General features: G+C 51.5%; 29 protein-coding genes and 1 other annotated feature. Of the genes, 21 read left to right on the forward strand and 8 right to left on the reverse strand.

The window, feature by feature from the left end:
- Positions 1–4 precede the first annotated feature (4 nt).
- The 5 genes from NST96_RS10080 to NST96_RS10100 form a co-directional block, all read right to left on the reverse strand.
- On the reverse strand, positions 5–229 hold the full coding sequence (locus NST96_RS10080) for a hypothetical protein (protein WP_003390793.1): 225 nt from the start codon (positions 227–229) through the stop codon (positions 5–7).
- Between the two features lie 198 nt (positions 230–427).
- Positions 428–931, reverse strand: a complete 504-nt coding sequence (locus tag NST96_RS10085) for a Gmad2 immunoglobulin-like domain-containing protein (protein WP_003390791.1) — start codon at positions 929–931, stop codon at positions 428–430.
- A gap of 228 nt (positions 932–1,159) precedes the next feature.
- Positions 1,160–1,318: a hypothetical protein gene (locus tag NST96_RS10090; RefSeq protein ID WP_003390789.1), complete on the reverse strand. Its 159-nt coding sequence runs from the start codon at positions 1,316–1,318 to the stop codon at positions 1,160–1,162.
- A gap of 75 nt (positions 1,319–1,393) precedes the next feature.
- Positions 1,394–1,801, reverse strand: coding sequence for a zinc ribbon domain-containing protein (locus NST96_RS10095; protein WP_003390787.1), 408 nt, complete (start codon positions 1,799–1,801; stop codon positions 1,394–1,396).
- An 87-nt stretch (positions 1,802–1,888) separates the two neighbouring features.
- Positions 1,889–2,113: a hypothetical protein gene (locus tag NST96_RS10100; protein WP_024983697.1), complete on the reverse strand. Its 225-nt coding sequence runs from the start codon at positions 2,111–2,113 to the stop codon at positions 1,889–1,891.
- Positions 2,114–2,584: 471 nt separating this feature from the next.
- Here NST96_RS10100 and NST96_RS10105 point away from each other — a divergent pair, with 471 nt between their 5' ends.
- The 5 genes from NST96_RS10105 (at position 2,585) to NST96_RS10125 (ending at position 7,731) form a co-directional block, all read left to right on the forward strand.
- Positions 2,585–3,343 (forward strand): DUF4931 domain-containing protein, encoded by a 759-nt coding sequence (locus tag NST96_RS10105; RefSeq protein WP_024983698.1) that lies wholly within the window; start codon positions 2,585–2,587, stop codon positions 3,341–3,343.
- A gap of 20 nt (positions 3,344–3,363) precedes the next feature.
- Positions 3,364–4,275, forward strand: coding sequence for a GNAT family N-acetyltransferase (locus NST96_RS10110; protein ID WP_327969900.1), 912 nt, complete (start codon positions 3,364–3,366; stop codon positions 4,273–4,275).
- 38 nt (positions 4,276–4,313) lie between these two features.
- Entirely contained in the window at positions 4,314–5,459 is a 1,146-nt protein-coding gene (locus tag NST96_RS10115; protein ID WP_003390780.1) for a virulence factor, read from the forward strand.
- Between the two features lie 234 nt (positions 5,460–5,693).
- Complete coding sequence (locus tag NST96_RS10120; RefSeq protein ID WP_227278458.1) at positions 5,694–7,016, forward strand: NAD(P)/FAD-dependent oxidoreductase; 1,323 nt, start codon at positions 5,694–5,696, stop codon at positions 7,014–7,016.
- 160 nt (positions 7,017–7,176) lie between these two features.
- Entirely contained in the window at positions 7,177–7,731 is a 555-nt protein-coding gene (locus NST96_RS10125; RefSeq protein ID WP_003390776.1) for an ECF transporter S component, read from the forward strand.
- 108 nt (positions 7,732–7,839) lie between these two features.
- Here NST96_RS10125 and NST96_RS10130 read toward each other — a convergent pair whose 3' ends face one another.
- On the reverse strand, positions 7,840–8,649 hold the full coding sequence (locus tag NST96_RS10130) for a serine hydrolase (protein WP_311067613.1): 810 nt from the start codon (positions 8,647–8,649) through the stop codon (positions 7,840–7,842).
- A gap of 110 nt (positions 8,650–8,759) precedes the next feature.
- On the opposite strand from NST96_RS10130, the gene NST96_RS10135 reads away from it, so the two are divergent.
- The 16 genes from NST96_RS10135 to leuS all read left to right on the forward strand — a co-directional run bounded on the left by NST96_RS10135 (position 8,760) and on the right by leuS (position 21,873).
- A complete protein-coding gene (locus tag NST96_RS10135) occupies positions 8,760–10,397 on the forward strand; it encodes a peptide ABC transporter substrate-binding protein (protein ID WP_003390770.1) in 1,638 nt (545 codons plus the stop codon).
- Positions 10,398–10,412: 15 nt separating this feature from the next.
- Positions 10,413–11,147, forward strand: a complete 735-nt coding sequence (locus tag NST96_RS10140; protein ID WP_003390768.1) for a gamma-glutamyl-gamma-aminobutyrate hydrolase family protein — start codon at positions 10,413–10,415, stop codon at positions 11,145–11,147.
- Between the two features lie 70 nt (positions 11,148–11,217).
- Complete coding sequence (locus NST96_RS10145; RefSeq protein WP_003390766.1) at positions 11,218–11,658, forward strand: peroxiredoxin; 441 nt, start codon at positions 11,218–11,220, stop codon at positions 11,656–11,658.
- A 214-nt stretch (positions 11,659–11,872) separates the two neighbouring features.
- The gene (locus NST96_RS10150; RefSeq protein ID WP_342406214.1) at positions 11,873–12,925 is read left to right on the forward strand and encodes a DNA polymerase IV; all 1,053 of its coding nucleotides are present in this window, start codon (positions 11,873–11,875) and stop codon (positions 12,923–12,925) included.
- A gap of 25 nt (positions 12,926–12,950) precedes the next feature.
- On the forward strand, positions 12,951–13,136 hold the full coding sequence (locus NST96_RS10155; RefSeq protein WP_003390762.1) for a hypothetical protein: 186 nt from the start codon (positions 12,951–12,953) through the stop codon (positions 13,134–13,136).
- 102 nt (positions 13,137–13,238) lie between these two features.
- Positions 13,239–13,412: a hypothetical protein gene (locus NST96_RS10160; protein WP_155808003.1), complete on the forward strand. Its 174-nt coding sequence runs from the start codon at positions 13,239–13,241 to the stop codon at positions 13,410–13,412.
- Positions 13,413–13,467: 55 nt separating this feature from the next.
- Positions 13,468–13,638, forward strand: coding sequence for a hypothetical protein (locus NST96_RS10165; RefSeq protein WP_003390760.1), 171 nt, complete (start codon positions 13,468–13,470; stop codon positions 13,636–13,638).
- 127 nt (positions 13,639–13,765) lie between these two features.
- Positions 13,766–14,290: a YqeG family HAD IIIA-type phosphatase gene (locus NST96_RS10170; protein WP_003390758.1), complete on the forward strand. Its 525-nt coding sequence runs from the start codon at positions 13,766–13,768 to the stop codon at positions 14,288–14,290.
- Entirely contained in the window at positions 14,287–15,405 is a 1,119-nt protein-coding gene (yqeH, locus tag NST96_RS10175; RefSeq protein ID WP_003390756.1) for a ribosome biogenesis GTPase YqeH, read from the forward strand. The genes NST96_RS10170 and yqeH overlap by 4 nt, the downstream gene beginning before the upstream one ends.
- A gap of 60 nt (positions 15,406–15,465) precedes the next feature.
- Positions 15,466–16,317 (forward strand): shikimate dehydrogenase, encoded by an 852-nt coding sequence (locus tag NST96_RS10180; RefSeq protein ID WP_003390754.1) that lies wholly within the window; start codon positions 15,466–15,468, stop codon positions 16,315–16,317.
- Between the two features lie 111 nt (positions 16,318–16,428).
- The gene (gene yhbY, locus NST96_RS10185; protein WP_003390752.1) at positions 16,429–16,719 is read left to right on the forward strand and encodes a ribosome assembly RNA-binding protein YhbY; all 291 of its coding nucleotides are present in this window, start codon (positions 16,429–16,431) and stop codon (positions 16,717–16,719) included.
- Positions 16,720–16,722: 3 nt separating this feature from the next.
- Positions 16,723–17,319 carry a nicotinate-nucleotide adenylyltransferase gene (locus NST96_RS10190; protein ID WP_122958856.1) on the forward strand — a complete coding sequence of 199 codons (597 nt, stop codon included), beginning with the start codon at positions 16,723–16,725 and terminating at the stop codon, positions 17,317–17,319.
- A complete protein-coding gene (gene yqeK / locus NST96_RS10195; protein ID WP_039070556.1) occupies positions 17,303–17,881 on the forward strand; it encodes a bis(5'-nucleosyl)-tetraphosphatase (symmetrical) YqeK in 579 nt (192 codons plus the stop codon). Before NST96_RS10190 ends, yqeK begins: the two co-directional genes overlap by 17 nt.
- Positions 17,882–17,892: 11 nt before the next feature.
- Positions 17,893–18,249 (forward strand): ribosome silencing factor, encoded by a 357-nt coding sequence (gene rsfS / locus NST96_RS10200; RefSeq protein WP_003390745.1) that lies wholly within the window; start codon positions 17,893–17,895, stop codon positions 18,247–18,249.
- A gap of 5 nt (positions 18,250–18,254) precedes the next feature.
- Entirely contained in the window at positions 18,255–18,998 is a 744-nt protein-coding gene (locus tag NST96_RS10205; protein ID WP_003390743.1) for a class I SAM-dependent methyltransferase, read from the forward strand.
- Positions 18,999–19,044: 46 nt separating this feature from the next.
- Positions 19,045–19,344: a binding site (T-box leader), on the forward strand.
- Positions 19,345–19,455: 111 nt separating this feature from the next.
- Complete coding sequence (gene leuS, locus NST96_RS10210) at positions 19,456–21,873, forward strand: leucine--tRNA ligase (RefSeq protein ID WP_003390741.1); 2,418 nt, start codon at positions 19,456–19,458, stop codon at positions 21,871–21,873.
- A gap of 59 nt (positions 21,874–21,932) precedes the next feature.
- Here leuS and comER read toward each other — a convergent pair whose 3' ends face one another.
- Positions 21,933–22,793, reverse strand: coding sequence for a late competence protein ComER (gene comER, locus NST96_RS10215; protein ID WP_003390740.1), 861 nt, complete (start codon positions 22,791–22,793; stop codon positions 21,933–21,935).
- Between the two features lie 67 nt (positions 22,794–22,860).
- Entirely contained in the window at positions 22,861–23,793 is a 933-nt protein-coding gene (locus NST96_RS10220) for a helix-hairpin-helix domain-containing protein (protein WP_311067609.1), read from the reverse strand.
- Positions 23,794–23,955: the final 162 nt, after the last annotated feature.

A 23,955-nucleotide genomic window follows, 5' to 3' on the forward strand; every position in this document is an offset into this window, starting at 1 on the left:
CTTCTTAATCCGGATACCTCTCGCCCTCGCCCTGGAACAGCTCGCGAACCTTGGAATGGGTCCTGGCAGGCAAATGTGGCAAGACAATCGCCAGCTGGCCTTCACTGAGATCGAGCGGGCTGCCGGGAGATTCCACAGCGTGCGGAATATTCATGGCTTCCAATGCCCGTGTATAGACAGCGGCATCATCCCAACTGGTTACGTAGTAGACGGATTTGTTTTCCAACATCATCACACTCCTCAACGCTAGTATATGCCGGAGAGGGGAGCAACTATTAAGTTGCCGTTTCGCGGAAAAACACAACGGTTTCCGTGAGGGACACGGTTTCACGGTGAGCGGGAAAAATAGATAAACGTAAGCGAAAACCCGCCGTTGATTTCGCGGCGGGTTTCATTGGGTCAGATCATGTCGTATCCGGTCATCTCTTTAGGGCAGGGCAATGGGCAATTCCATTCTCCGGCTTCCGTCCTTGGGACTGGACTCAAACAAAACCAGAGTCAAGGTCGAATTGGGTTGGTCTTTTTTTACCTTGACTGTGAATTCAAAATCTCCCCATTCAGGAGCCCCTGCCGAGGTTTGGACGTTTCCTTTGGTCAGCTCGTTGTGACCGTCCTCCACTACATATTGAAAGTTGCCTTCGAACACGCGAGCCTTGCCTTTTATCGTAAAGGTGTCTTCGCCCGTTTTTTCTACAGAGGCCACTTGAAAAATATCGTTTTTGTACGTCTCGTCATTTTTATCTTGATCGTCTGTTGGCTGAGTCGAAGTGCCAGGCTGCGGCGTTTCCGGTTGAACGGAGTCAGAAGGCTGCTGTGCCGGTTGTTCTGTGGCAGGGGGTTGCGCCGGTGTGCCAGTCGAAGGCGTCTCTTTGGAAGAAGTGCAGCCTTGCAGCAACACGGCTATCAGTAGGATTGACAGAAGTTTCTTCATGCTTACCCTCCAGTTGTGTCGTTGAAAAATCTGTTGTCACTATAGGACGAAGAAGACAGGTTATCCGTTACATTATAATTGTTTTGTAAAAGAGAGGAAACCATCCATTCCTCAAAAAAATAGCTCCCTGCGTGAGGGAGCCAAGACTTCGCCGCATCCATTATAGCACAGCAGATCGCGAAGCGAAATCTGATGGGCGAACATGTCGCATTCCAGCATATATCGCATCTATTCATCCGGTGTTCGGTCGAGGAAGAGACGGGTAACAGTGGTAGAGTCGCCGCTGTTTACCTCCTGCTCAGATGCTTTTTCTTCCAACTGATCATGTGTGTTCATTCCCGGAGCGACGGATGGCTCCACTTCCGGACGGGTCTTGTGAGAATCCATGGATGCTCCCTCCTTCTTCCTTAGAATGACAAGAAGGAAGAGGGGTTATTCGGGAATCAGGAAGAGGGCTAAAGATTAACCGGAGGAAGGCATGCTTTTCCCGCATTTGGGACAAAAGCGGTACTCGGCTTCGACTGGTTCTCCGCAGTAGGGGCAAAAACGTCCAGTATTCTGCTCCGATACAGAGGATGTAGAGCTGAAATGGCGGTGTAACGGGTCGCCTTCTTCTCTGGAATCCGTAATGTCAAACAGGGACATTCGCTCTTTGCCTGTCGCGTTTTTGTAATGGTAGACGGCTTGTGCGATTCCCATCCCGATAAATAAAAGGCCAAAGGCAGGGAAGATTATGCCTACTACGGGAAAAGGGGAGTCCTGCGTGATGACAAATGCCATGATGGTCCAAAATATACCGAAGATTACGGCGAAAATGCTTCCAGCTGCCCCCATGGCGGAAGGGCCGCGGCCGGGTTTTATACTTTTCAAAGGATTCACCACCTTTACTGCATACCACTATCATAAAAAAATCAAGGCGGGCTGTCACGCTTCTGTATGGATGCTCAAACCATGCCTTCACGAAAAGTCTGGATAGCGGAGACCATCCCGGTAAAACAATGAGCGTACCCAAACGTAAACCCGCAGAGGAATGGAGGGAAAGACAATTGCCAGTTTGCCTTCCTCGAGCACAGGAAGGTCAAGCGGGGACTGTATCGAGTAGGGAATCCCCTCTTGATCCAGTTGATATTTATACTGCTGGGCTTCGAGCCAACTGACCGGGTAGTAAAACGATTTTTCCATGAACTGCGCTTTCTCCATGAACGGCCAACTCCTTTTTCGAAGTCACTTCCGTAAGTGTAACGGATTAAAATGAGATAAAAAAAGATCACTGCACCCATTTTTGAGGGAAAGTGATCCTTTTTTCTGTTTTGAAGGGGTTGCTCCCTGAATGAGATTGCAAGCTGGTTCGGCTACGGCAAATCAATGAGCATAAAGAAAGTATCCGCAGGTGCTGTGAGTGAAAGCTTGGGCGTCTCGGTTAGTCTGGCTGGATCTCGCTTCTGGAGTGTGGCCTCTTCGTTTAGTTGCAGTTGTCCTTGCCTTTTCATACTATCCGTTGAATGCGCGGTGGTCCTCACCTGGAATACGTATAGAGTAGAGTGAGTTAATTACTTTTGTAGAGTGAGGGCAAGTGTCCGGCAAAGAAGGAATGGACTTTTTCGATAGGGAATTGTTCAGGAAGGACAAATCGTTGAAGGAGGACCCGAGTAAATGTCGCAGACGCATCTGCATTTTGATATGCACATCGGCCGACAAAAGCCGGAGAACATCAGGAACCGGCAGGCGGCTTGTCCCTTCTGCTTTCCGGATGAGCTGGACGGTATTCTGGAGCAAAGAGGAGAAATGATCTGGCTAAAAAACAAATACCCGGTTTTGCAGGATGCCACTCAAACGCTGGTGATCGAGACGAGTCAATGTGACAGCGAACTGTCCGTCTATGAAAAGGACCACCTGTATGACCTGTTTGCATTTGGCGTGGAAAAATGGCTGGAGATGACGGAGAGCGGCTCCTATCGCTCTGTACTGTTTTTTAAAAACCATGGCCCTTATTCCGGGGGGAGCATCCGCCACCCGCATATGCAAATCGTCGGGTTGAAACATTACGATTACCTGAAAGATGTGGAGGGAGAGCATTTCGAGGGGATTGTCATCGATCGGGATGCGGGGGTTACGTGCAATCTCTCGACGAAGCCGCGCGCGGGATTTTTTGAATACAATGTGATTTTGTCTGAGTCGGGAAGCTTAAACAGGATGGCGGACTATATCCAAATTTTGACACATTGGATCCTTCATCACGTAAACCGCATCTGCCAAAGCTACAATTTGTTTTTTTACCAATGGGACGGGCAGATAATCGTCAAGGTTGTCCCGCGCTTTGTCGCTTCGCCGCTCTATGTCGGCTATGGCATTCCTCAGGTGGGAAACAATCTGGAGGAGGTCGTGCAGGAGCTGCGGCGCCACTATTTTTAGGAACGAAAGGGAGAGTATGAATGACAGCCTTTACATATGTCACCAAAGCAAAACCGACAGCCGAGGAATTGGACCATATCCGGGGATTGGCAGCAGTCTGCAATGGCTTCGAACAGATCAATCTGAAGCTGAATTTCGACATGCTGGAAAAGCGTCCGGGTACCGACACCAACGATTTTTTTTGCTATGACCGCGGGAAGCTCGTCGGATACGGAGGGCTGCACGTTTTCCATCAGGGAGAAGCGGAGGCAACCGGCATGGTGCACCCCGATTACCGGGGAAAGGGGATATTCCGGCATTTGCAGCGGCTGATGGAAGAAGAATGCCGGTTGCGCAAAATTCCAGAGCTGTTGTTTATTGTCCAGCGCGGGTCCAAAACAGGAAAAGGGTATATGGAGAAAGTGGCTGCGCGGTATGAGTATTCCGAGTATTGGATGGAGCGGGAGGAGTCAGGCGAAGAATTGCCGAAACAGGATGGGCGAATTCAGCTCAGGGCTTCAACCCCAGACGATAAGGAGATTTTGATTCAACTTAGCATGGCAGGGTTTCAGTTGGAGGAGACACTCGCCAGAGAGATGTTCGAGCATATGGGACAAGACCCTGCCCAGACCAATTATTTGATCACGCATGACCAAAACGAGCCGATTGGCAGGATTAGCGTTTCCCGTCAGCCGAAGCATGCCTTTATCTACGGGTTTGCCGTTCACCCTGATCATCAGCGAAAAGGGTATGGTAAAGAAGCGTTGGCAAAAACAATTGCCCTGTTGTCTGACGAGGGCTTTCCCAAAATGATCCTGGAGGTAGCCACGGAAAACAGCAATGCCCTGTCTCTCTATGAGTCTTGCGGATTCCGGGTCAAATCGGCCAATGATTACTACAGGTTCCCGCTGCACTTCAAAAATGGCATGGACGCCGCGGACATGGTACCATAGCGGTACGAGAGAATAGGCAACAAAAGGAGTGACTCGGCATGAAACTGTTGTCGATAGAACCGACACCCAGTCCAAATGTCATGAAGCTGAATGTGGACGAGCGCTTGCCTGACGGCGTTCAGCGGGTATACAACAAGCAGTCCGGGGCGCAAATGCCGGAATTGGTGAAGCAGCTGCTGGCGATTGAAGGCGTGACCTCTATTTTTCATACGGCTGATTTCTATGCCTTGGAACGAAAATCGCAAGCAGACTGGCAGCAAATTTTGACCCATGCCCGGGAGGTTTTCGGAGCGGGGGCGGAGACCTCCATGCCAGCCTGGACGAATGAAGAGTCCGGGGAAGCGTGGGGAGAAGCGCAGGTGTACATCCAGATGTTCCGCGGCATTCCCATGCAGGTAAAAGTAACGATGGGAACCGAGCAGATACGCGCCGCCTTGCCCGAACGATTCGGAGCGGCGGCCATGAAGGCGGGTTCCGCTTCACCGAATGTAATCATGGAGCGCAAATGGGTAGAGCAAGACGTTCGCTACGGCGATTTGCGCGAGATCGGGGAAGAAGTGGCCAGCGAGGTGGATGCGGCGTATCCGCCAGAACGGGTGGAAGAGCTTGTTCAACAGGCGCTGCAGCTTGGAGTGGGAGAAGCCCCGCCCCAGCCCGAGCGGGTCAAGAAAGTCGTCACGCTGGAGATGCTCGATGATCCTGATTGGCAAAAGCGGTATGCTGCGCTGGATCGCATGGAGCCGACTGCCGAAGATTTGCCTGTTCTGAGAAAGGCGCTTCATGACGAAAAGGGCTCCATCCGTCGGCTGGCAGTCGTCTACCTGGGAATGGTGGGAGGCGATGAGGTGTTTCCTTTGCTCTACGAAGCGCTCCGTGACCCCTCTGTATCTGTTCGCAGGACGGCAGGAGATACTTTGTCCGATCTGGGGGACCCGAGAGCAAGTGAAGCGATGTGCGAAGCCCTGAAGGACCCGAACAAGCTCGTACGCTGGCGTGCAGCCCGTTTCCTGTACGAGGTAGGCGACGACTCGGCGCTGGAAGCTCTGCGGGCGGCCCAGGACGATCCGGAATTTGAGGTTCGTCTGCAAATTCAAATGGCTGTTGAGCGCATCGAGCGCGGAGAAGCGGCGAGCGGTACAGTTTGGCAGCAGATGACGAGAAGAAACGAACAACAAGGCTCCTGAGACGAGAACTTGAATTTTTACCCCTGTCGATCACTACGGAACGATGAGTGCAGGCAGGGGTAATTGTCATGCTTTTATGGTCATAATTAAGATAGGTTGACAGGAAACAGAAGGAAGAGCGAGGGGAAACGGAAAAGCCAAAAAATGGTATCATCAGTATAACAATAGACACAGTTCATTTATGGTTGACTTCTACCTTGTACATCCCTTATCCTATAGGATGATTGAGGTTTCATACATCGTGAGTATGTAAGGGAGATTGTTATGACAACGAACCACTATGACGTCGTCATCGTTGGCGGGGGGCTCGCCGGTCTTTCTGCTGCAGCCTATCTGTCTTCCAAGGGCAAAAAGGTAGCGCTTCTCGAGCGCGGAGCCCTGGGCGGCCGTGCCGTCACGCTGAAGATCAAAGGCTTTAACTTTAACTTCGGTGCACATGCCATTTACGGGCGTGACACATCGGTTTTGAAAACGTTTGAAAAAGAATTGGGTTTGAACATTGATTGGCAGGATTTCAATCCGAATAAAGCCCGTTATGATTTGGGGGACGATTTGACAGCGGTTCCCGCAAATGTGCAGGGATTGTTCCGTACGAAGCTGGTCAAGGGATTTGACAAAGTTCTGTTTACCTTTGAAATCTTGAAAACCATGTTGAAAATGGAGACGGGTCACCCGCACCTGTCGATCCAGAAGTGGATGGAGAAGCAAAATGTAAGTGAGGAAGTAAAGGAAATGATGCTGACATTGGCATCCTCCAACTTCTTTACCCGTGAGCCGGAAAAAATTCCGTCTGATGTGTTCTTCACCTACTATCGTCGGATCTTTACGACGAATAAGCCGGTTGCCTACATCGGAGGCGGGTGGCAGGCGTTGATCGAGGAATTTGTCCGTGTCATCGAAGCCAACAACGGCACGATCATGACCAAAACAAAGGTCGAATCCTTCCGTGTCGAAAATGACAAAGTGGTTGCCGCTGTCACGCCGGAAGCTGAATTTACCGGAGATGAATTCATCAGCTGCATCCCTCCAAAAGAAATGACAAAGGTGTTTAAGGATACAAAGCTGGAGCATGCTATCGCACAGTATGCAACATACGAGCCGACGGTTGTCGTCGTGTATGATATCGGTCTCAAGCAGCGTATCGATGTCCCTTACACCTATATTTATGACAAGCAAAACAACATTTTTATTACGGATATTTCGTATTACGACAAGACCTGCGTCCCAGAGGGCGGACAGCTACTGCAGGCGACCGCCTATCTGCGTCAGTCCGAAGTCGGCGTGAAAGAAGTCGTCGAGCAGCGCAAGCAAGAGATTGAACAACTGTACGACAAGCACTTCCCAGGCTGGCGGGAGGAACTCGTGGTGCCCCGCGTTTCCACCCGTGCCGTCGTCCAGGAAATCAAGTGGACGATGAACCAGGAGGCGCTGCCAATCAGCTTGCCAGATTACCGCAACCTGTTTTTTGCGGGTGACTGGTGTGAAGGCCAAGGACAATTGTCCGAGCTGTCTTTCTCCAGCGCGTACGAAGTAAGCAAGCTGATCCTTTCCAAATAGAGACAGCATCGATGCCCATTAAGGCGTTTTTCCTGCAAAGGAAGGACGCCTTTTCCTTTGTCTATATAGAATAAGCATATCCAGAATATTCCGTTTTGACAGCGGGGCTTTCGGATGCTATGTTGAGGATGTCCAGAGACTACAAAAAGGAGCCACCAAGATGGACATCTGTCCTGCCGCCGCAAGAAAGGGCGAAAAAGTCAGAGTAATCGGAATGGGAGTTGTACTTTACGGCTTCCTCAGTTATATCACCGACTATATTCCGATAGCAGGCAGCAGTTTGCGGCCGGCCATCGTCATTCTTACGATTATAGGAGCCTGCTTTGGCCCGCTGACAGGCTTCCTGTTCGGTGCCTTGGGAACTCTCCTGTCAGATGTTCTCTCCGGGCAATTGTGGATGAGCTGGATTATTGGCAATGGCGTCATCGGGCTGTTCTCGGGCTTTGCCTATTTACATAAGGAATTTGATCTGAGGAATGGAAAAGTTTCGCTTAGCCATTACGTCTGGATGGCATTGTGGGGAATCGCGGGCAATCTGATCGGTCTCGTCGGAGCTGCAGGAATGGACATCCTGACAGGGAAACCGGATGTCTCTATTTTTTACTGGGCAGTTGTACCTGCAGGAGTCAATTCACTTTGGATCGTGTTGATGGGTCTTCCGATCGTCACTGCAATCGTCAAGCGGAAGGCAGCGAACTTCAGTGCAAACGGGTGAATGGAGCTCATAAGGGACCGAATGCATGGACCCTAGGTATGGGACCCGAACGTACAGGACCCGACTGTATGAGCAAGGCCCGTCCAAAACAACGGACAGGCCTTTTTTCTACTTCGTATACAGATCGTATACCATCCGGCCGATTTGCGCCATCACGTCATTGGCTGCGACGGTCTCGATATTTTTGGATAACAAGCAGATCGTCACTGCCCGGTTGCCGATGTACATCACTCCGATGTCATGAGTCGTTCGAGTGACTGTCCCTGTTTTATTGGCCAGCTCCCATTTCGGCAGCATGCCGATCACATCGCCGTCCGGATCAGGCAGGTGATAGGGGATGCGGTCGCGATGCTGCTGTCTTTTCATGATGTTGATCATGTGGAGGCAACTGTTGTACGAGATGATTTTTCCTGTAGCCAAATGGCGAAGGTGGCTGCCAAGATCTGCCGCGGTCACCTCATTGTAGCCTTCCAGCTCCGCAGGGACGATCATCAGCTTGTTGTGAAACTGGCTGTTGACCATTCCTGTTTTGTTCATGACAGAACGGATCGCCTCAGCCCCGACAAGATCGATGAGCATATTGGTTGCCGTGTTGTCACTCTGAATGATCATCAGGGTTGTCAGATCGTAAATGCTCCACTTTGTGCCTGGCGTCATATGCTGCAGAATGCCTGCTCCGCCGACCTGATCCTCTTGTCTGAGAGTCAGTTTGTCTTCGAGAGCAAACTTGCCTGCGTAGGCTTCAGCAAACACAGCGGCCATGATCGGGACTTTGATTACGCTGGCGGCGTAAAAGCGGTCATCATGACCCTTGCCCCAGATTTCGTTTGTCTGTAAATCTTCGAGGTAGATTCCCCACTGCCCGCCACTCTTCTCAAGCAATGTGCTGAGAGCATTTTCCAATGACGCTAACATCATGACCAGCTCCTTTATCACTTTACATAGTTGTAGACAAAATTTTCGTAAGATAATATTATTTAATCATGCATCGTATAATCAAGAAAAAAAGTTTCAAGAGGGGGTTTTCCATGAAAGCGCTTCAAAAGATGTCGCTCTGTTTTGTGATGCTAAGCAGTCTGGCCTTTGCGGGCTGTGGGGGACAAGCGAGTCAGCCTGCAGAACAAAAGCCTGCGGAGACACCGGCAGCACAAGAACAAGCAGCAGCACCACAGGAGATGCGGATCAACCTGAATACGGGAGAACCAAATACAATCGATCCGGGCTTGGCTGAGGACATTCCTTCCATGTCGATTACCCGCGCCGCTTTTGACGGTTTGCTTCGTCTTGACGTAGACGGCAAGATCAAGGAATCGGTCGCGGAAAAATACGAGGTTTCCCCGGATGGCCTGACCTACACCTTCCATCTGCGTGATTCAAAATGGTCCAACGGCGACCCTGTGACGGCCCATGACTTCGAGTACGCCTGGAAGCGCGTTCTCAACCCCGAGACAGCATCCGGTTACGCCTATCAGATGTACTACCTGAAAAACGGCGAGGCGTACAATGCCAAAAAGGCAAAAGCGGAGGATGTTGGCGTCAAAGCTGCGGATGAGAAAACATTGGTAGTCACCCTGGAAAACCCGGCTCCGTTTTTCCCGCAGCTTGTGGCCTCCGTCACCTACTTTCCTGTAAACAAAAAAGTTGTCGAGGGCAACAAGGATTGGGCGGCAAAACCTGAAACCTACATAGGGAATGGGCCGTTCGTCCTCAAGAAGTGGGAGCACAAATCTTTGATCGAATTGGAAAAAAATGAAAACTATTGGGATAAAGATCGTGTGAAGCTGTCCAAGCTGACCGTCAACATGATCGAGGACGCCAATACCGAACTGGCGATGTTTGAAAAGGGCGAGCTCGACTGGGCGGGTTCTCCGCTGGGCGACCTGCCGCTCGACGCGCTCGATTCCTTGAAGGACTCCGGCAAAATGCAGTCGCAGGCGACCGCTGGAACGTACTGGTACATCTTCAACACGACGAAGCCTCCGTTCAACAACAAGCACATTCGTCAGGCGTTCGCTTACGCCGTTAACCGCCAGGAAATTGCCGACAGCGTCGTTCCGTACAAGAGCACGCCTGCCCTGGGCATCCTGCCTCCGACGATGGCCTTCAAACCGGAAGGCTACTTTAAGGACAACGATGTTGAAAAGGCAAAAGAACTGTTGGCACAGGGCATGAAGGAGCTCGGTATCAGCGAGCTGCCTGAGTTGACCCTCGCCTACAATACGACAGAAGTGAACCAACGCATTGCGACGGTTATTCAGGATCAGTGGAGAAAAGCGTTCGGCATCGAAGTGAAGCTGGTAAACAAAGAGAACAAGGTTCACCGTGAACAGATGAAAGCGGGCAACTTCGATATCGGCCGGGCGAGCTGGATTGGCGACTTTAACGATCCGATCAACTTCCTGGAAGTGTTCAAAGGCGGTCTGAACACGTCCAAATGGGAACACAAGGAGTTCCTTGATATGCTGGCTAAGTCCGCCACAGAAGGAGACGAAGCCAAACGCAACGTGAGCCTGAAGAGGGCCGATGCCATTGTAATGGATGAAATGCCCGCCTTGCCGATCTACTACTTCACGTACACATGGGTAAAGCAGGACAGTGTAAAAGATGTCGTCATTGACGCATTGGGCTTCATCGACTTCAAATACGCATCGAATGAAAAGAAATAGCAGGGAGTGACTTTCGTGCAACCGATTATTGGCGTGGCATGTACCAAGATGTTCTTTCCAAACAACAACCTTGATCAGTATTTCTATGTCGGCTCCGGATATGTGGACGGCGTAGCCCGTACTGGCGGCGTTCCGTACATTTTTCCGCTCTTGACAGTGAAGGATGCTCCTTTTCGGGCCATGATTGAATCGCTGGACGGTTTGATCCTGACGGGTGGAGATGATCCGGCACCGCATTTGTACGGGGAAGAGCCGTTGCAAGGTTTGGGTGAGGTAGAGTACGAGAGGGACCTGGCAGAGCTGGAAGTGATCAGACTGGCGCTGGAAATGAAAAAGCCTATCCTCGGTATTTGCCGCGGCATGCAGATTCTCAATGTGGCCGCAGGCGGAACTTTGATACAGGATATTCCGAGTCAGGTGCCGGGCGCGTTCCAGCACGCTCAAAAAGGTTCCCGCCAATACGGAGCGCACAAAGTGACACTGCAACCAGGCGTCGTCGCAGAGGCGCTGGGCAAAACAGAGATTCTCGTCAATACTTCCCACCATCAGGCGGTGAAAGACGTAGCTCCCGGGTTTCGGGCGACAGGAGTCGCGGCTGACGGGGTGATTGAGGCTATCGAGAGCCTCGACGGGCTGCATGTAGGGCTGCAATGGCATCCAGAGCGGATGTGGGCCCATGATGACAATATGCTGAAAATAGCGGAAGCCTTTGTGGGCAAATGCAAGCAATTGAAAATGCAATCGCTGTAAAAAAGGACCGCTCTCCCATTTTATGGGGGGCGGTCCTTTTTGTCTGGTATACTGGAGTGGGGGTGTCGCGATGCTGACAGTCGGAACGAAAGCGCCTTTGTTTGCTGCCGAGAGCACAAAGGGGCGGATCGACCTTCAAACGTTTATCGGAAAGAAAAAAATAGTCCTCATTTTTTATCCGGGAGATGACACGCCTGTCTGCACAAAGCAGCTATGCGCGATCCGCGATCGGTACAGTGATCTGGAAGCGGCTGATGCGGTTGTTATCGGAATCAATCCGGCCGACCTGACGAGCCACCGGGCTTTTTCAGGCAAGTTCGGATACGATTTTCCCTTGATTGCCGACGGGGACCATGCCATACGAAAAGCATACGGGGTAGGAAAGGTTCTCGGATTTTTATTCCAACAACGGATTGTATACATCATTGATAAGCACGGAATGATTGCCTATGCGAGAAAAGGAAATCCTGCAGTAACGGAACTGCTCCAGGTTGTGAACAATATCCCGTAAACGATCACAGCGATAATGAACAACACGAATAGTAGCCAGGATAGAGGGAACGCCGTTCGGATAGAGTAAAAGCCACTCGGATCGAGCAAAGCTACTCCCGTTAACACCGAACCGCTGACAATTAAGGGAGCAAGGCAGGAAGGAACGCATGCTTGCAACCGGTCAAAGAAGCAGCGATAATAGGGATGAGAATGTATGTTTGGTGGTCATATCGATGAAAAAAATTTTACATGTCGATATCGATGCGTTTTTTGCCAGTGTAGAACAGCTCGACAGGCCCGAATATCGCGGCCTGCCGGTTATTGTAGGCGGCATGAGCAATCGGGGAGTTGTCTCGACGTGCAGCTATGAAGCCAGAAAATATGGTGTTCGTTCGGCGATGCCGGTCGCATTGGCGCGGAAAAAATGTCCTCAGGGGATTTTTCTGCCTGTCCGCTACGAGCGGTACGTGGAGAAGTCGGCAGAGATTCGTGCCATCTTTTCCTCCTTTACGGACCGCTATCAGACAGTTGGGCTCGACGAAGCGTATCTCGACGTATCCGGATATGAAAATGCCGTTCCGATCGCCAAGGAGATCAAACGGCGGATTCTCCGGGAAACCGGTCTTACTTGCAGTGTCGGTCTTTCCTATAATATGTCACTCGCCAAAATTGCCAGTGATCTGAAGAAGCCGGATGCATTCGTGGTGATTCGTCCCGAGCAATCGCTTGATGTTCTCCGGAATTTGCCGATCGGAACACTGCACGGTGTCGGTAAAAAAACGCAGGAGCTTCTTGCGAAAAAAGAAATTCGCACGGTTGAGGATTTTTGGCGGCTTTCCTTGGAGGAAGCTGTGAATATGCTGGGGAAACTTGGTCATGCTTTGTATTTTCGAGCACGCGGAGAGGACGACAGGGAAATCGTAACAGAGCGCTCGCCCAAGTCTTTAAGCAGGGAGACGACACTCGCCTATGATTTGTACCAGCGTGACGAGATCGCCTCGGTAGCCTTCTCGCTTTTGCAGGAGGTTGAGCAGGATATACAAGATGAGGGTGTCATCCCCCGGACGATCACGCTGAAAATCAAGTTTGCTGATTTTACGATCAGAAGCAAGCAGCGGAAAAAAGAGTACGGTGCAGCATGGAGAGATCTGTTGGAAGAACTCCTGGATGCCTTTGATTATAGCCCGGGTGTCCGGCTGGTCGGCGTCGGTTTTTCCAATTTTGCATCGCCCGATGAAGAAAGGTACGAGCAACTCAGCCTGTTTTCATGGAATATGCAATGGTGAGGTTCAGTCGAGAGGAGAATACAAAATGACAGGCGTAAACCGGTTTCATTGCTGCGCCACCTGCGTTCACTTTCGCGTGGAAAAGGAAGCAGGCGGCATTGTCTATCGATGCTCTCGACTCACCTACGAGACCAAACCTACCTATCAATTTCAATGCTGGGAGCCGAAAGAGCAGGTACAGCGGTTGATACAAAGAGAAACGAGAGCCTGAGTTTCTAGCAAAATACGCGAATGATAGGGGAGAAACGTGGCTTCGGGTCAGACAGGTTCGCCATAGTATGTACCATCCTTTGATTGAAAGGGGGTACGAGACATGGCAAAAGCGGCATATAACTTCGGAAAGTGGCCGAAAAAAGGGAAAAGCAAGGTTTTCATCGCGCAAGCTGCAAAAGCCAAATCCCAATTCGGAAATGCAGCAGCGATTAACCAGGCGGATGCAAGCATTTTCCACATCAAGGTCAAGGGAGCGGCGAATGGCCCTCTGTAAGGAGTAGGAAGTAGATTCGTACCGGTACATCTATTCCTGAAGGAGGTGCTTACCTATGCAACGGAACAATGTCAGGACGTACTCGTACAAAGTGGGCAAGAATACCGTCATTGTTGTCAAAATCACGCAGGCGGCAACAGCAAAATCACGTACGGGAAATGCTTTGGCGGCGAATCAGGCCGATGTCACCATTCTTGCAAAAAAACGGCGCAACAACCGGGTTTGACCAATTCGCAGCAGCAAAACGAGAAGGGGCCGCGGGCCTCTTCTTTTTCTTTTGCAAGGGAGTGGCTGATTATGGTATAGTAGGTGCCGAAATCGCGGTTCTCGTACACACTGCTTGGAGGTGCCCCGTGTTTCTTGAAAAGCTGATGCCAGATCAGTACGTGGAGTCGATCCACCATATTGATATAGATCAACTGCGGGAGAAGAAAATCAAGGCTGTCATTACGGATCTGGACAACACTCTGGTGGAGTGGGACAGGCCGTATGCAACGCCGGAAGTGGAACAATGGTTGAAGCGTTTGCGCGATGAAGGGATTCAGGTAACCGTTGTATCCAATAATAACCGCGAGAGGGTAGACAAGTTTTGCACGCCTCTGGGTGTGCGATTTATCTCTGCGGCCCGCAAACCGACCAACCGGGCATTTATGCAAGCGATTGCCGAGATGAACGTAAAGATTCAGGAGACGGTCGTCATCGGTGATCAGTTGTTTACCGATGTGCTGGGCGGCAACCGGCTTGGATTTCATACGATCCTCGTCGTTCCGGTAGCCCAGACGGATGGTTTTTGGACGCGGTTCAACCGCAGGATGGAGCGTATGGCTCTTTATTGGATGCGTAGAAAGGGAATGATTTCGTGGAAGACAAAAGCATGATGGAGCAAAGCTTGGGGACATGTGCAGGATGCGGCATCGCGATCCAGACAGAGGATCAAAAGCGGCCGGGATACGCTCCTGCTTCCGCGCTCAAGCGCGAGACAGTGATTTGCCAACGCTGTTTCCGGATTAAACATTATAATGAAGTAGCTCCTGTAGGAATGGGAGATGACGATTTTCTCCGAATCCTGGATGGGATCGGATCGACGCAAAGTCTCGTCGTCATGGTTGTCGACATTTTTGATTTCCATGGCTCCTGGCTGCGGGGATTGCCTCGTTTTGTCGGGAACAACCCGATATTGCTGGTGGGCAACAAAGTGGATCTTTTGCCCCAAAATATCAATTTGAATCGCGTCCGCAACTGGATGCAGCACGAAGCCAAGGAACGCGGACTCAGGCCGGCCGATGTCGTATTGGTAAGTGCCCAAAAAGGATTGCACATCGATGAGCTTTTGGGACGTATCGGGGAACTGCGCAAGGGACGGGACGTCTACATCGTCGGTGTGACGAATGTCGGCAAATCCACGTTGATCAACCGCATTCTGCACGATTACGGATCGGCTGATCTGGAAATTACGACATCACCGTTTCCGGGGACGACACTGGACAAGATTGAGATTCCATTGGAGGACGGCCGTTCTATTTTCGATACGCCAGGAATTATCAACCGGGATCAGATCGGCCATATGGTGACACCGCAAGACTTGCGGAAAATTACGCCGACCTCTCGAATCAATCCAAAAGTGTATCAATTAAACGATGGCCAGTCCCTCTTCCTCGGCGGTTTGGCCCGGATTGATTTTGTACGCGGCACGCGACAGCCGTTTGTTGTGTATGTAACGAACGATATATACATCCACCGCACGAAGCTGGAGAATGCCGATGAAGTGTTTCAGAAGCACCACGGGGAAATGCTCGCTCCGCCGACAGGCCGTGAAGCCGCAGAACAGCTGCCCGCTTTTGTCAAACATTCGTTTAAAATTCGTCCAACGGGCACAACGGACCTGGTCATTTCGGGTTTGGGCTGGGTGAGCCTTCAGGGTAAAGAAGAGGCATCCGTCGTCGTACACGCTCCGAAGGGCGTCAGTGTAGGCATGCGAAAAGCGTTGATCTGACGCGTTTTGGCTGTCTTGCCATAAGCTAGATAGAGAGAGCAGAGGGGAAGGAACGGCTTCATGATAACAAGCAAAACACATCTGGTTGGTTTGTTCGGTCATCCGGTCTCGCATTCGCAATCGCCGCTCATGCACAACGCCGCTTTTGCAGAAGCGGGATTGGACTATGTATACATGGCTTTTGATGTGGCTCCCGAGCGTCTGTCTGAAGCGGTGGCAGGGATTCGATCACTTGGAATAAAGGGTGTAAATGTGACGATCCCGCACAAGGTGGCGATCATGCCCATGCTTGATGAAATCGATCCGCTTGCAGCGCGCATTGGTGCCGTGAACACAGTAGTAAACCGCGATGGCTATTTGGTCGGCTACAACACAGATGGTCTGGGGTACGTACGCTCACTGGTGGAAACGACAGGGATTACGCTGGAACAACAGACAGTGACCATGCTCGGAGCTGGCGGCGCTGCCCGTGCAGTCGCTTTTACGCTGGCGGAGCGAGGGGTGAAGGAGATCCGGATTATCAACCGTTCCCGCGAAAGGGCGACGCTTTTGGCGGAACACGTAGGAACGATTGTCCCTACGGCTGTCATCGACCCGGCCGAAGGCAAGGAAGCCATTGAGGATGCGAGCCTGCTGATCAACACCACGTCCATCGGCATGTATCCGCAAGTGGATGAGATGCCGGTGCAAGAGGAATGGCTCCATGCCGGACTGATCGTAAGCGACCTGATCTACAACCCTCTGGAGACGCGTCTGTTAAAAGCGGCGAGCTCCCGAGGCGCTCAGGTTCATTCCGGTATCGGCATGTTTGTCAATCAGGGCGCACTCGCTTTCGAATTATGGACAGGAGAAGCGGCTCCAACTGAGACGATGCGGGAAATTGTCCTGCAGCAGCTAAGCAAAGCGACCTGAAGCACGCTGCACAGATAAATGATGGAAGAATCAGTCGTGCGTCTGCAAATGAGTTAAAATAAAGAAAGCGCACTTCAAGAACAACAGATATACACAAAAGGAGATATGTACATGCTGACCGGCAAGCAAAAACGGTTTTTACGGGCACAAGCCCATCACCTTACCCCGATTTTTCAGGTGGGCAAAGGCGGCGTCAATGAAAACATGACGAATCAAATCAAAGAGGCGCTGGAGGTCCGCGAACTCATCAAGGTGGCCATTCTGCAAAACAATCTGGACGACAAGCATGAAGTAGCCGAAGCTCTGGCGGCGGGAGCAGAAGCGGAGCTGGTGCAGCTCATTGGCCATACGGTCGTGCTGTACAAGGAGTCCAGGGAGAACAAAACAATCAAACTGCCATAACCGATGGGACAGTCAAAAATCCAAATCGGAATCATGGGAGGCACATTTGATCCCATCCATGCCGGTCACCTTCTGGCCGCTGAGCAAGCAAGGGAACAAGCGGGGCTGGATGAGGTCTGGTTTATGCCGGCACATATTCCGCCGCACAAGGAACGGGCAGGATTGACCCCAGCCGGCGATCGGCTGCGGATGGTAGAGCTTGCTGTGGCGGATCACCCTGCCTTTCGGGCAATCGACATAGAGCTCAAACGTGGCGGTCCATCCTATACCTACGACACGATGCGAAGTCTCGTTGAGATGTATCCGGATTGCCAGTTTTCTTTTATCATTGGCGGAGATATGGTAAAAACACTTCGGCAATGGTATCGGATAGACGACTTGGTCAAAATGGTGCGGTTCATCGGCCTTTCGCGTCCAGGGGCCGAGCTGATAGAAAGTGAATATCGCGATTTTGTGACCTTGGTGGAGATGCCGGCGTGGGATTTGTCTTCGACACTGATCCGGGAAAAAGCAGCCCGGGGCAAGAGCATTCGTTACCTCGTACCCCCGCCTGTCGAGCGTTATATAAAGGAGTACGGACTATATGAGTTGGTTAAATGATCGGGAAGCGCTTCTCAGCCAAGTCCGCGCCCAAATGCACGAGAAGCGGTATCAGCATACGCTGGGCGTGGCCGGAACTGCCAGACAGCTGGCGCTTCAGTATGGGGCAGACCCCGATAAAGCCGAACTGGCGGGTTTTTTGCACGACTACTGCAAATGCTGGCCGGTTGAAAGGATGCGTGACGTTCTCATTCGTCACGATCTCCCCGCCGACCTTTTGAACGGGGACAAGGAGCTGTGGCATTCATTTGCCGGAGCAATCGTCATCCAGACGGAGATGAATGTCTCCGACCCGGACATCATCCAGGCCGTTCGCTACCATACAACGGGCCGGGTCGGGATGACGCTGTTAGAAAAAATCGTTTGTGTGGCAGACTATATAGAACCAAACCGAATCTTTCCCGGTGTTGAAACGATTCGCAGCTTGGCGTCGCAAGATCTGGATAAAGCTTTGGCGCAAGCTCTCGGCAGTACGATTCAACATTTGATCCAGCAGAAAAAAACGGTGTATCCATTGACACTGTTGGCATATAACGATCTCGTATCCGGACTGGATACATAAGGAGGAGTTTCATGGTTAAAACAGTAGAAGCCCTGGCAAGACTGGTGGCAAAGGCGGCAGAGGACAAGAAGGCGGAAAATCTGATCATCATGGACATCAGCAAGCTGTCCGTCATTGCGGATTATTTCATGATTTGCCACGGGAACAATGAACGGCAAGTACAAGCAATCGTTTCCGAGATCCGTGATCAGGCTCACAAGAACGGTTACAAGGTACGCGGCATTGAGGGAGCAGACGAAGGACGCTGGGTGCTTGTCGACCTGGAGGATGTCGTCATCCACGTATTCCATCGCGAAGACCGCGAGTTTTACAATCTCGAGCGGCTGTGGGCCGAAGCCCCTATCGTCCAATTTGGAGAGGAAGGCTGAGGTAAATGGCGTACGGGCAAATGGCGGCTGTCTACGACAGGCTGATGACCGACTCCCCTTACGATCAGTGGCTCGATTGGGCAGAGGGTGTCTGGACCAGGAAAGGGAAGCCGCGTCAAGTCATTGACCTCGGCTGCGGGACCGGAAGCATCGCCATTCCCCTGGCAAAAAGAGGGTATCAGGTGACAGGAGTTGATCTGTCTGCTGACATGCTTGCAGTAGCGTACGACAAGATGAGGCGGGAGCAGGCCCAAGTCAAATGGGTCGAACAGGACATGCGCGAACTGGCATTGCCCAAGACAGACAGTGTCTTGTCCTTTTGCGACTCGCTCAGCTACTTGACGGAAGAAGAGGACGTGAAACGGACATTTTCTCTCGTCTTCGAGCATCTGCATCCAGGCGGGACCTTTTTGTTCGACGTGCACAGTCCATACAAAATCCTGCACGGTTTTGGAGACCAGACCTTTACTCTGGCCGAAGAGGAAGTTTCGTACATTTGGCAATGTTTCTGCGATCCGCTGCGGCTCGAGGTAGCGCATGAACTGACCTTTTTTCTGCGGCAGGAAAACGGCTTGTACGAACGTATCGAGGAAGTGCATGAGCAGAGGGCGTATCAGCCATATGAGCTTGCTCGCTGGCTGATGGAGACCGGCTTTGTCGATGTGGAAATAACGGCCGATTTTAGCGGCCAGCCACCGCAAGAGACGAGTGAGCGTTTGTTTTTCTCGGCTTGCCGTCCGCGAGATTGACAGCATTGGCATTGATTGTCTATAATCGAAAGTACAACCACAAACAAGGAATGCGTTGATGAGGAGTAGTACGAAAGTGAAACGGCAAAAGAGAGTTGACGGCAGGTGAAAGTCAACCCGTCCCTTTCCGAACTCGCCTCGAAGCACTCTGCCTGAAGACCGTCCAGTAGGAGCGGTTGCGTAAGGGGGAGCGTCTATCCACGATACGGATTTTTCAAGCGGGTGAGCTTATGATTGCAAGCATCAGGACTTCTGCTTTCTGTGAAGCAAAGCGATGATCGGTGTGCCGTCTGTTCACCAATGTGGGTGGTACCGCGGGAGCGTATATAATCCTCTCGTCCCTTTTCGTTTCGCGATTGGGGGCGGGAGGTTTTTATTTTTTATTGAAGTGGCCCTCTTCTTCTTAATGGGCGAAGCATTTGTTTGTTTTCATGAATCTACGATAGGAGTGCAAATCATGGCTTACAATCATCAGGAAATCGAAAAGAAATGGCAGACGTATTGGGAAGAGAATAAAACCTTTAAAACGCTGGATGATCCGAGCAAGAAGAAGTTTTATGCTCTCGACATGTTCCCGTATCCATCCGGAGCAGGCCTTCACGTAGGACACCCGGAAGGCTATACCGCGACGGATATTTTGTCCCGGATGAAACGGATGCAAGGCTACAATGTCCTGCACCCGATGGGATGGGATGCGTTCGGGCTGCCTGCTGAGCAATATGCGCTGGACACGGGCAACGACCCGGCAGAGTTTACGGAGCGCAACATCAATACGTTCCGCCGTCAAATTAAATCTCTTGGTTTTTCTTACGATTGGGACCGTGAAATCAATACAACCGATCCTGCTTATTACAAATGGACACAGTGGATTTTTACCAAGCTGTATGAGCATGGCCTGGCGTATATCGACGAAGTTGCCGTGAACTGGTGCCCAGCATTGGGAACAGTTCTGGCCAACGAAGAGGTAATTGACGGGAAAAGTGAGCGCGGAGGACATCCGGTAGAACGCCGTCCGATGAAACAGTGGGTACTGAAAATCACCAAGTATGCTGATCGTCTGCTGGAAGATTTGGAGGAGCTTGATTGGCCGGAAAGCATCAAAGAAATGCAGCGCAACTGGATTGGCCGCTCTGAAGGCGCTGAGGTTGTCTTTTCCGTTGACGGCCACGACGAGACCTTCACTGTCTTCACGACCCGCCCGGACACTTTGTACGGCGCTACCTTCGCAGTGCTTGCTCCGGAGCACAAGCTGGTGGAGAAAATTACAACACCGGAACAAAAGCAGGCAGTTGAAGACTACCTGGAGCAAGCCAAACGGAAAAGCGATTTGGAGCGTACAGACCTGGCCAAGGAAAAAACGGGCGTGTTTACAGGTGCGTACGCAATCAATCCGGTAAATGGAGAAAAACTGCCGATCTGGATTGCCGACTACGTCCTGATCAGTTACGGTACCGGTTCTGTAATGGCTGTTCCCGCTCACGATGAGCGCGACTATGAATTTGCGCAAGCATACAATCTGCCGATCAAGGAAGTAATCCGCGGCGGAGATGTATCCAAGCAAGCGTATACGGGCGATGGGGAGCACATCAACTCCGGCTTCCTGGATGGATTGAACAAGGAACAGGCAATCAGTAAAATGATTGAATGGCTGGAGGAGAACAACAAAGGAAAACGAAAAGTAACCTTCCGCCTGCGCGATTGGCTGTTTAGCCGCCAGCGTTATTGGGGAGAGCCGATTCCGATCATCCACCTGGAGGACGGAACGATGAAGGTAGTGCCGGAAGCAGAGCTGCCGGTCGTCCTGCCGAAGACGAAGGAAATCAAGCCTTCCGGAACAGGCGAGTCGCCGCTGGCCAACATCAGCGAGTGGGTGAACATCGTCGATCCGGAAACGGGGATGAAAGCCCGTCGGGAAACCAATACGATGCCACAGTGGGCAGGAAGCTGCTGGTACTTCCTGCGCTTTATCGACCCACACAACGACAAGGCATTTGCCGATCCGGAAAAGCTGAAGGAATGGCTCCCGATCGACATTTACATCGGCGGTGCGGAACACGCGGTTCTTCATCTGCTGTATGCTCGTTTCTGGCACAAATTCCTCTACGATATCGGCGTTGTACCGACGAAGGAGCCGTTCCAGAAGCTGTTCAACCAGGGCATGATTTTGGGTGAAAACAACGAGAAGATGAGCAAATCCAAAGGCAATGTCGTCAACCCTGACGAAATCGTTCACAGCCACGGTGCCGACACATTGCGCCTGTACGAAATGTTCATGGGTCCGCTCGACGCCTCTATCGCTTGGTCGACAAAAGGGCTCGACGGCGCACGCCGCTTCCTTGACCGCGTCTGGAGATTGTACGTAGATGACAATGGCGCGTTGAACACGAAAATCTCTCCAAAGGCTGACCTGCAACCGCTTGAGCGGGTGTATCATCAGACTGTGAAAAAAGTGACGGAGGATTACGAGAACCTTCGTTTCAATACCGGTATTTCGCAGCTGATGGTCTTCATCAATGAAGCGTACCGCGCTGAAGCTCTGCCAAAAACCTATATGGAAGGCTTCGTGAAGATGTTGGCTCCGATTGCTCCTCACATTTGTGAAGAGCTGTGGGAAAAACTGGGCCACAAGGAAACACTGTCCTACGAGCCATGGCCAGAATATGATGAGTCCAAGCTGGTAGAGGATGAAGTGGAGATCGTCCTGCAAATTAACGGTAAAAACCGGGAAAAACTGCTCATTCCAGCTGATGCGACCAAAGAGCAAATGGAAGAAATGGCTGGAAACAATGAGACGATCAAAGAGCTGATCGAAGGCAAGACAATCGTCAAAGTAATTGCAGTACCAGGAAAACTGGTAAATATCGTCGTTCGTTAAGAAAGTGCCAAGGAAGAGGAACGGAGCCATTCAAAAGGCTTCGTTCCTTTTTCTATGCTTCAAGACGAAGGGAGGCCGTTGCCATTGGCTGGCGGTACCGTTCGCAACTGGATTTTCACCATTTCCACGTCTTCTGCAAATTTGGAATGGGTGCGTCGGAATACCTCGCGAAAAACGCCGGGAATGCCGTTCTGAAGGGCTATAAGACCTTCGCCTGTAATCCCTCCGGGTACACAAACACGCTTTTCGAGAGCCTGGAAGGAGAACATCTCCTTTTTAAACAACTCCCCCATTCCAATGATCATTTGCATGGCCAAATGGGAGGCAGCTTCTTCCGAAATGCCGGTCTCTTCCATAGCGTCATTAATCATATGGCGAAGAATGTAGCTGACAAAAGCCGGGCCGCAGCTGGTAATATCGGAGGCCACCCGCAAAAATGGCTCTGGCACCTCTACCGGTTGACTGATGCTAGAAAAGAGATGAAGGATCTTGTCACGCCACTCGGGGGTAATGCGCATGCCGAATTCGCATAAACTGACGCCGCTGCCTGCGGCATTGGTAATGCTGGGGACCACTCTGGCAACCGGGCAGGGAACGAGCGACTCCAAATGCTCCAATGAAACAGGGCTCGTGATGGTGATTAAAAGATGATCCGAAGTCAACCAATCGCGGAGTTCAACAAGGACCTTGCTGTATTCAGACGGCTTGATGCACAGCAGCAGCACGGCGGCTTCCTTTGCCACTTGGGCATTGCTCGTGGCGACGACCAGACCGGGGTGACGGTCGGCAATTTTTTCTGCTTTGGCGACCGTCCGGTTGTAAGCGATAAATTGGCTGGGAGACAAGGCTTTGGCCGCAATCAGGGCATCGATCAATAGACTGCCCATGCTGCCCGTTCCAACAACGCCGATCCTTTCCATAGGAATTTCCTCCCTCTACTCATTCTCCCCCCATTCTATGAGATGACGAGCCCGTTCATGCTCCTTCTTACTGGATGCGGATCTGATCCTTCATCCGCTCGTAGATTTTCGCCCCGATCCCGCTGATTTGCTTGAGCTCATCCGGAGAGCGGAATCCTCCCTTTTTTGTCCTGTATTCCAAAATGGCCTTTGCGCGAGATTCACCGACACCTGGCAGCGTCATCAATTCCTCCAGGGTGGCCGTATTCACATTGACCCCCTTGCCGGCGGCGGAAGGAGAGGCGCTTCCGGAGCTTGAGCCCGAAGCGGAAGCGGAGGCAGAGGGGGAGACGGCGGAAGCCACATCTTGTTGTGAACAAGCAGAGGCGGCTCCTTTTACAGGAATGAGAATGGCGCTTCCGTCAGTCAATTTTTCCGCAAGATTGATTCGTTCCACGTCTCCGTCGGGAAGTGTTCCTCCTGCTTTTTCGATCGCGTCCGCCACTCTTGCTCCCGGCTCCAAAGCATAAAGCCCGGGGTGCTTTACTTTTCCTTTGACATCTACATAGAGGAGAGGAGGGGAAGCGCCAGTCCTCCCGCTGCCGTTGGAGGAAGCACTGGCTGATGAAGCACTGGCTGAAGGAGCACTGCCAGAAGAAGCACTGCCAGAAGAAGCACCGCCAGAAGAAACGCTCCCTGAAGAGGTGCCGCCTAAAGAGACGCCTTCTGACGAAGCACCAGCACCCGATAACGCCGTGTATGGACTGCCTGCCCGGTGCACCCCCATTTCTGATACAACTCCGCCTTGCTGTTGGGGATTGGAGACGGCAGCAGGCAGTAACGACTCGGATGAAGCAAGCGTTATATCCGATTCGTTGGCCGACGCCACCTCCTGAAACGGACTGCCCGCGTGCACCGTATTTTGTTGTGCTCTGTAGATCCAAAAACTTACTCCTGCAAAGACAACCGCGAGACTTATGAGTATGTACCGGCGGTAGCGCTCCCACAAGTCATACAGCATGTAAACACCTCCGTGATGAGCAGGCATATTTGATGGACTGCCTGCATCTACAGGCATCCTACGAAATGACAGCGGGAGTACGCAAATTTTTCGAAAAATGCAGCCAGTATCGGAAAAATGAAGCGAGTATCGGAAAATTGGAGCGATTATAGGAAAAATGCT

Source organism: Brevibacillus sp. FSL K6-2834 (assembly GCF_038592925.1).
GTDB classification, from domain to species: Bacteria; Bacillota; Bacilli; order Brevibacillales; family Brevibacillaceae; genus Brevibacillus; species Brevibacillus borstelensis.

Coding starts and splice junctions, on each gene's coding strand:
- NST96_RS10135 (WP_003390770.1), top strand. CDS start 8,760: ATGAAAGCGCTTCAAAAGATGTCGCTCTGTTTTGTGATGCTAAGCAGT.
- NST96_RS10165 (WP_003390760.1), top strand. CDS start 13,468: ATGCAACGGAACAATGTCAGGACGTACTCGTACAAAGTGGGCAAGAAT.
- yqeK (WP_039070556.1), top strand. CDS start 17,303: ATGAGTTGGTTAAATGATCGGGAAGCGCTTCTCAGCCAAGTCCGCGCC.
- NST96_RS10110 (WP_327969900.1), top strand. CDS start 3,364: ATGACAGCCTTTACATATGTCACCAAAGCAAAACCGACAGCCGAGGAA.
- NST96_RS10160 (WP_155808003.1), top strand. CDS start 13,239: ATGGCAAAAGCGGCATATAACTTCGGAAAGTGGCCGAAAAAAGGGAAA.
- NST96_RS10220 (WP_311067609.1), bottom strand. CDS start 23,793: ATGCTGTATGACTTGTGGGAGCGCTACCGCCGGTACATACTCATAAGT.
- NST96_RS10205 (WP_003390743.1), top strand. CDS start 18,255: ATGGCGTACGGGCAAATGGCGGCTGTCTACGACAGGCTGATGACCGAC.
- NST96_RS10085 (WP_003390791.1), bottom strand. CDS start 931: ATGAAGAAACTTCTGTCAATCCTACTGATAGCCGTGTTGCTGCAAGGC.
- NST96_RS10115 (WP_003390780.1), top strand. CDS start 4,314: ATGAAACTGTTGTCGATAGAACCGACACCCAGTCCAAATGTCATGAAG.
- NST96_RS10150 (WP_342406214.1), top strand. CDS start 11,873: ATGAAAAAAATTTTACATGTCGATATCGATGCGTTTTTTGCCAGTGTA.
- NST96_RS10145 (WP_003390766.1), top strand. CDS start 11,218: ATGCTGACAGTCGGAACGAAAGCGCCTTTGTTTGCTGCCGAGAGCACA.
- NST96_RS10180 (WP_003390754.1), top strand. CDS start 15,466: ATGATAACAAGCAAAACACATCTGGTTGGTTTGTTCGGTCATCCGGTC.
- NST96_RS10125 (WP_003390776.1), top strand. CDS start 7,177: ATGGACATCTGTCCTGCCGCCGCAAGAAAGGGCGAAAAAGTCAGAGTA.
- NST96_RS10080 (WP_003390793.1), bottom strand. CDS start 229: ATGTTGGAAAACAAATCCGTCTACTACGTAACCAGTTGGGATGATGCC.
- NST96_RS10100 (WP_024983697.1), bottom strand. CDS start 2,113: ATGGAAAAATCGTTTTACTACCCGGTCAGTTGGCTCGAAGCCCAGCAG.
- rsfS (WP_003390745.1), top strand. CDS start 17,893: ATGGTTAAAACAGTAGAAGCCCTGGCAAGACTGGTGGCAAAGGCGGCA.
- NST96_RS10130 (WP_311067613.1), bottom strand. CDS start 8,649: ATGATGTTAGCGTCATTGGAAAATGCTCTCAGCACATTGCTTGAGAAG.
- NST96_RS10190 (WP_122958856.1), top strand. CDS start 16,723: ATGGGACAGTCAAAAATCCAAATCGGAATCATGGGAGGCACATTTGAT.
- leuS (WP_003390741.1), top strand. CDS start 19,456: ATGGCTTACAATCATCAGGAAATCGAAAAGAAATGGCAGACGTATTGG.
- comER (WP_003390740.1), bottom strand. CDS start 22,793: ATGGAAAGGATCGGCGTTGTTGGAACGGGCAGCATGGGCAGTCTATTG.
- yqeH (WP_003390756.1), top strand. CDS start 14,287: ATGATGGAGCAAAGCTTGGGGACATGTGCAGGATGCGGCATCGCGATC.
- NST96_RS10105 (WP_024983698.1), top strand. CDS start 2,585: ATGTCGCAGACGCATCTGCATTTTGATATGCACATCGGCCGACAAAAG.
- NST96_RS10090 (WP_003390789.1), bottom strand. CDS start 1,318: ATGGATTCTCACAAGACCCGTCCGGAAGTGGAGCCATCCGTCGCTCCG.
- NST96_RS10155 (WP_003390762.1), top strand. CDS start 12,951: ATGACAGGCGTAAACCGGTTTCATTGCTGCGCCACCTGCGTTCACTTT.
- yhbY (WP_003390752.1), top strand. CDS start 16,429: ATGCTGACCGGCAAGCAAAAACGGTTTTTACGGGCACAAGCCCATCAC.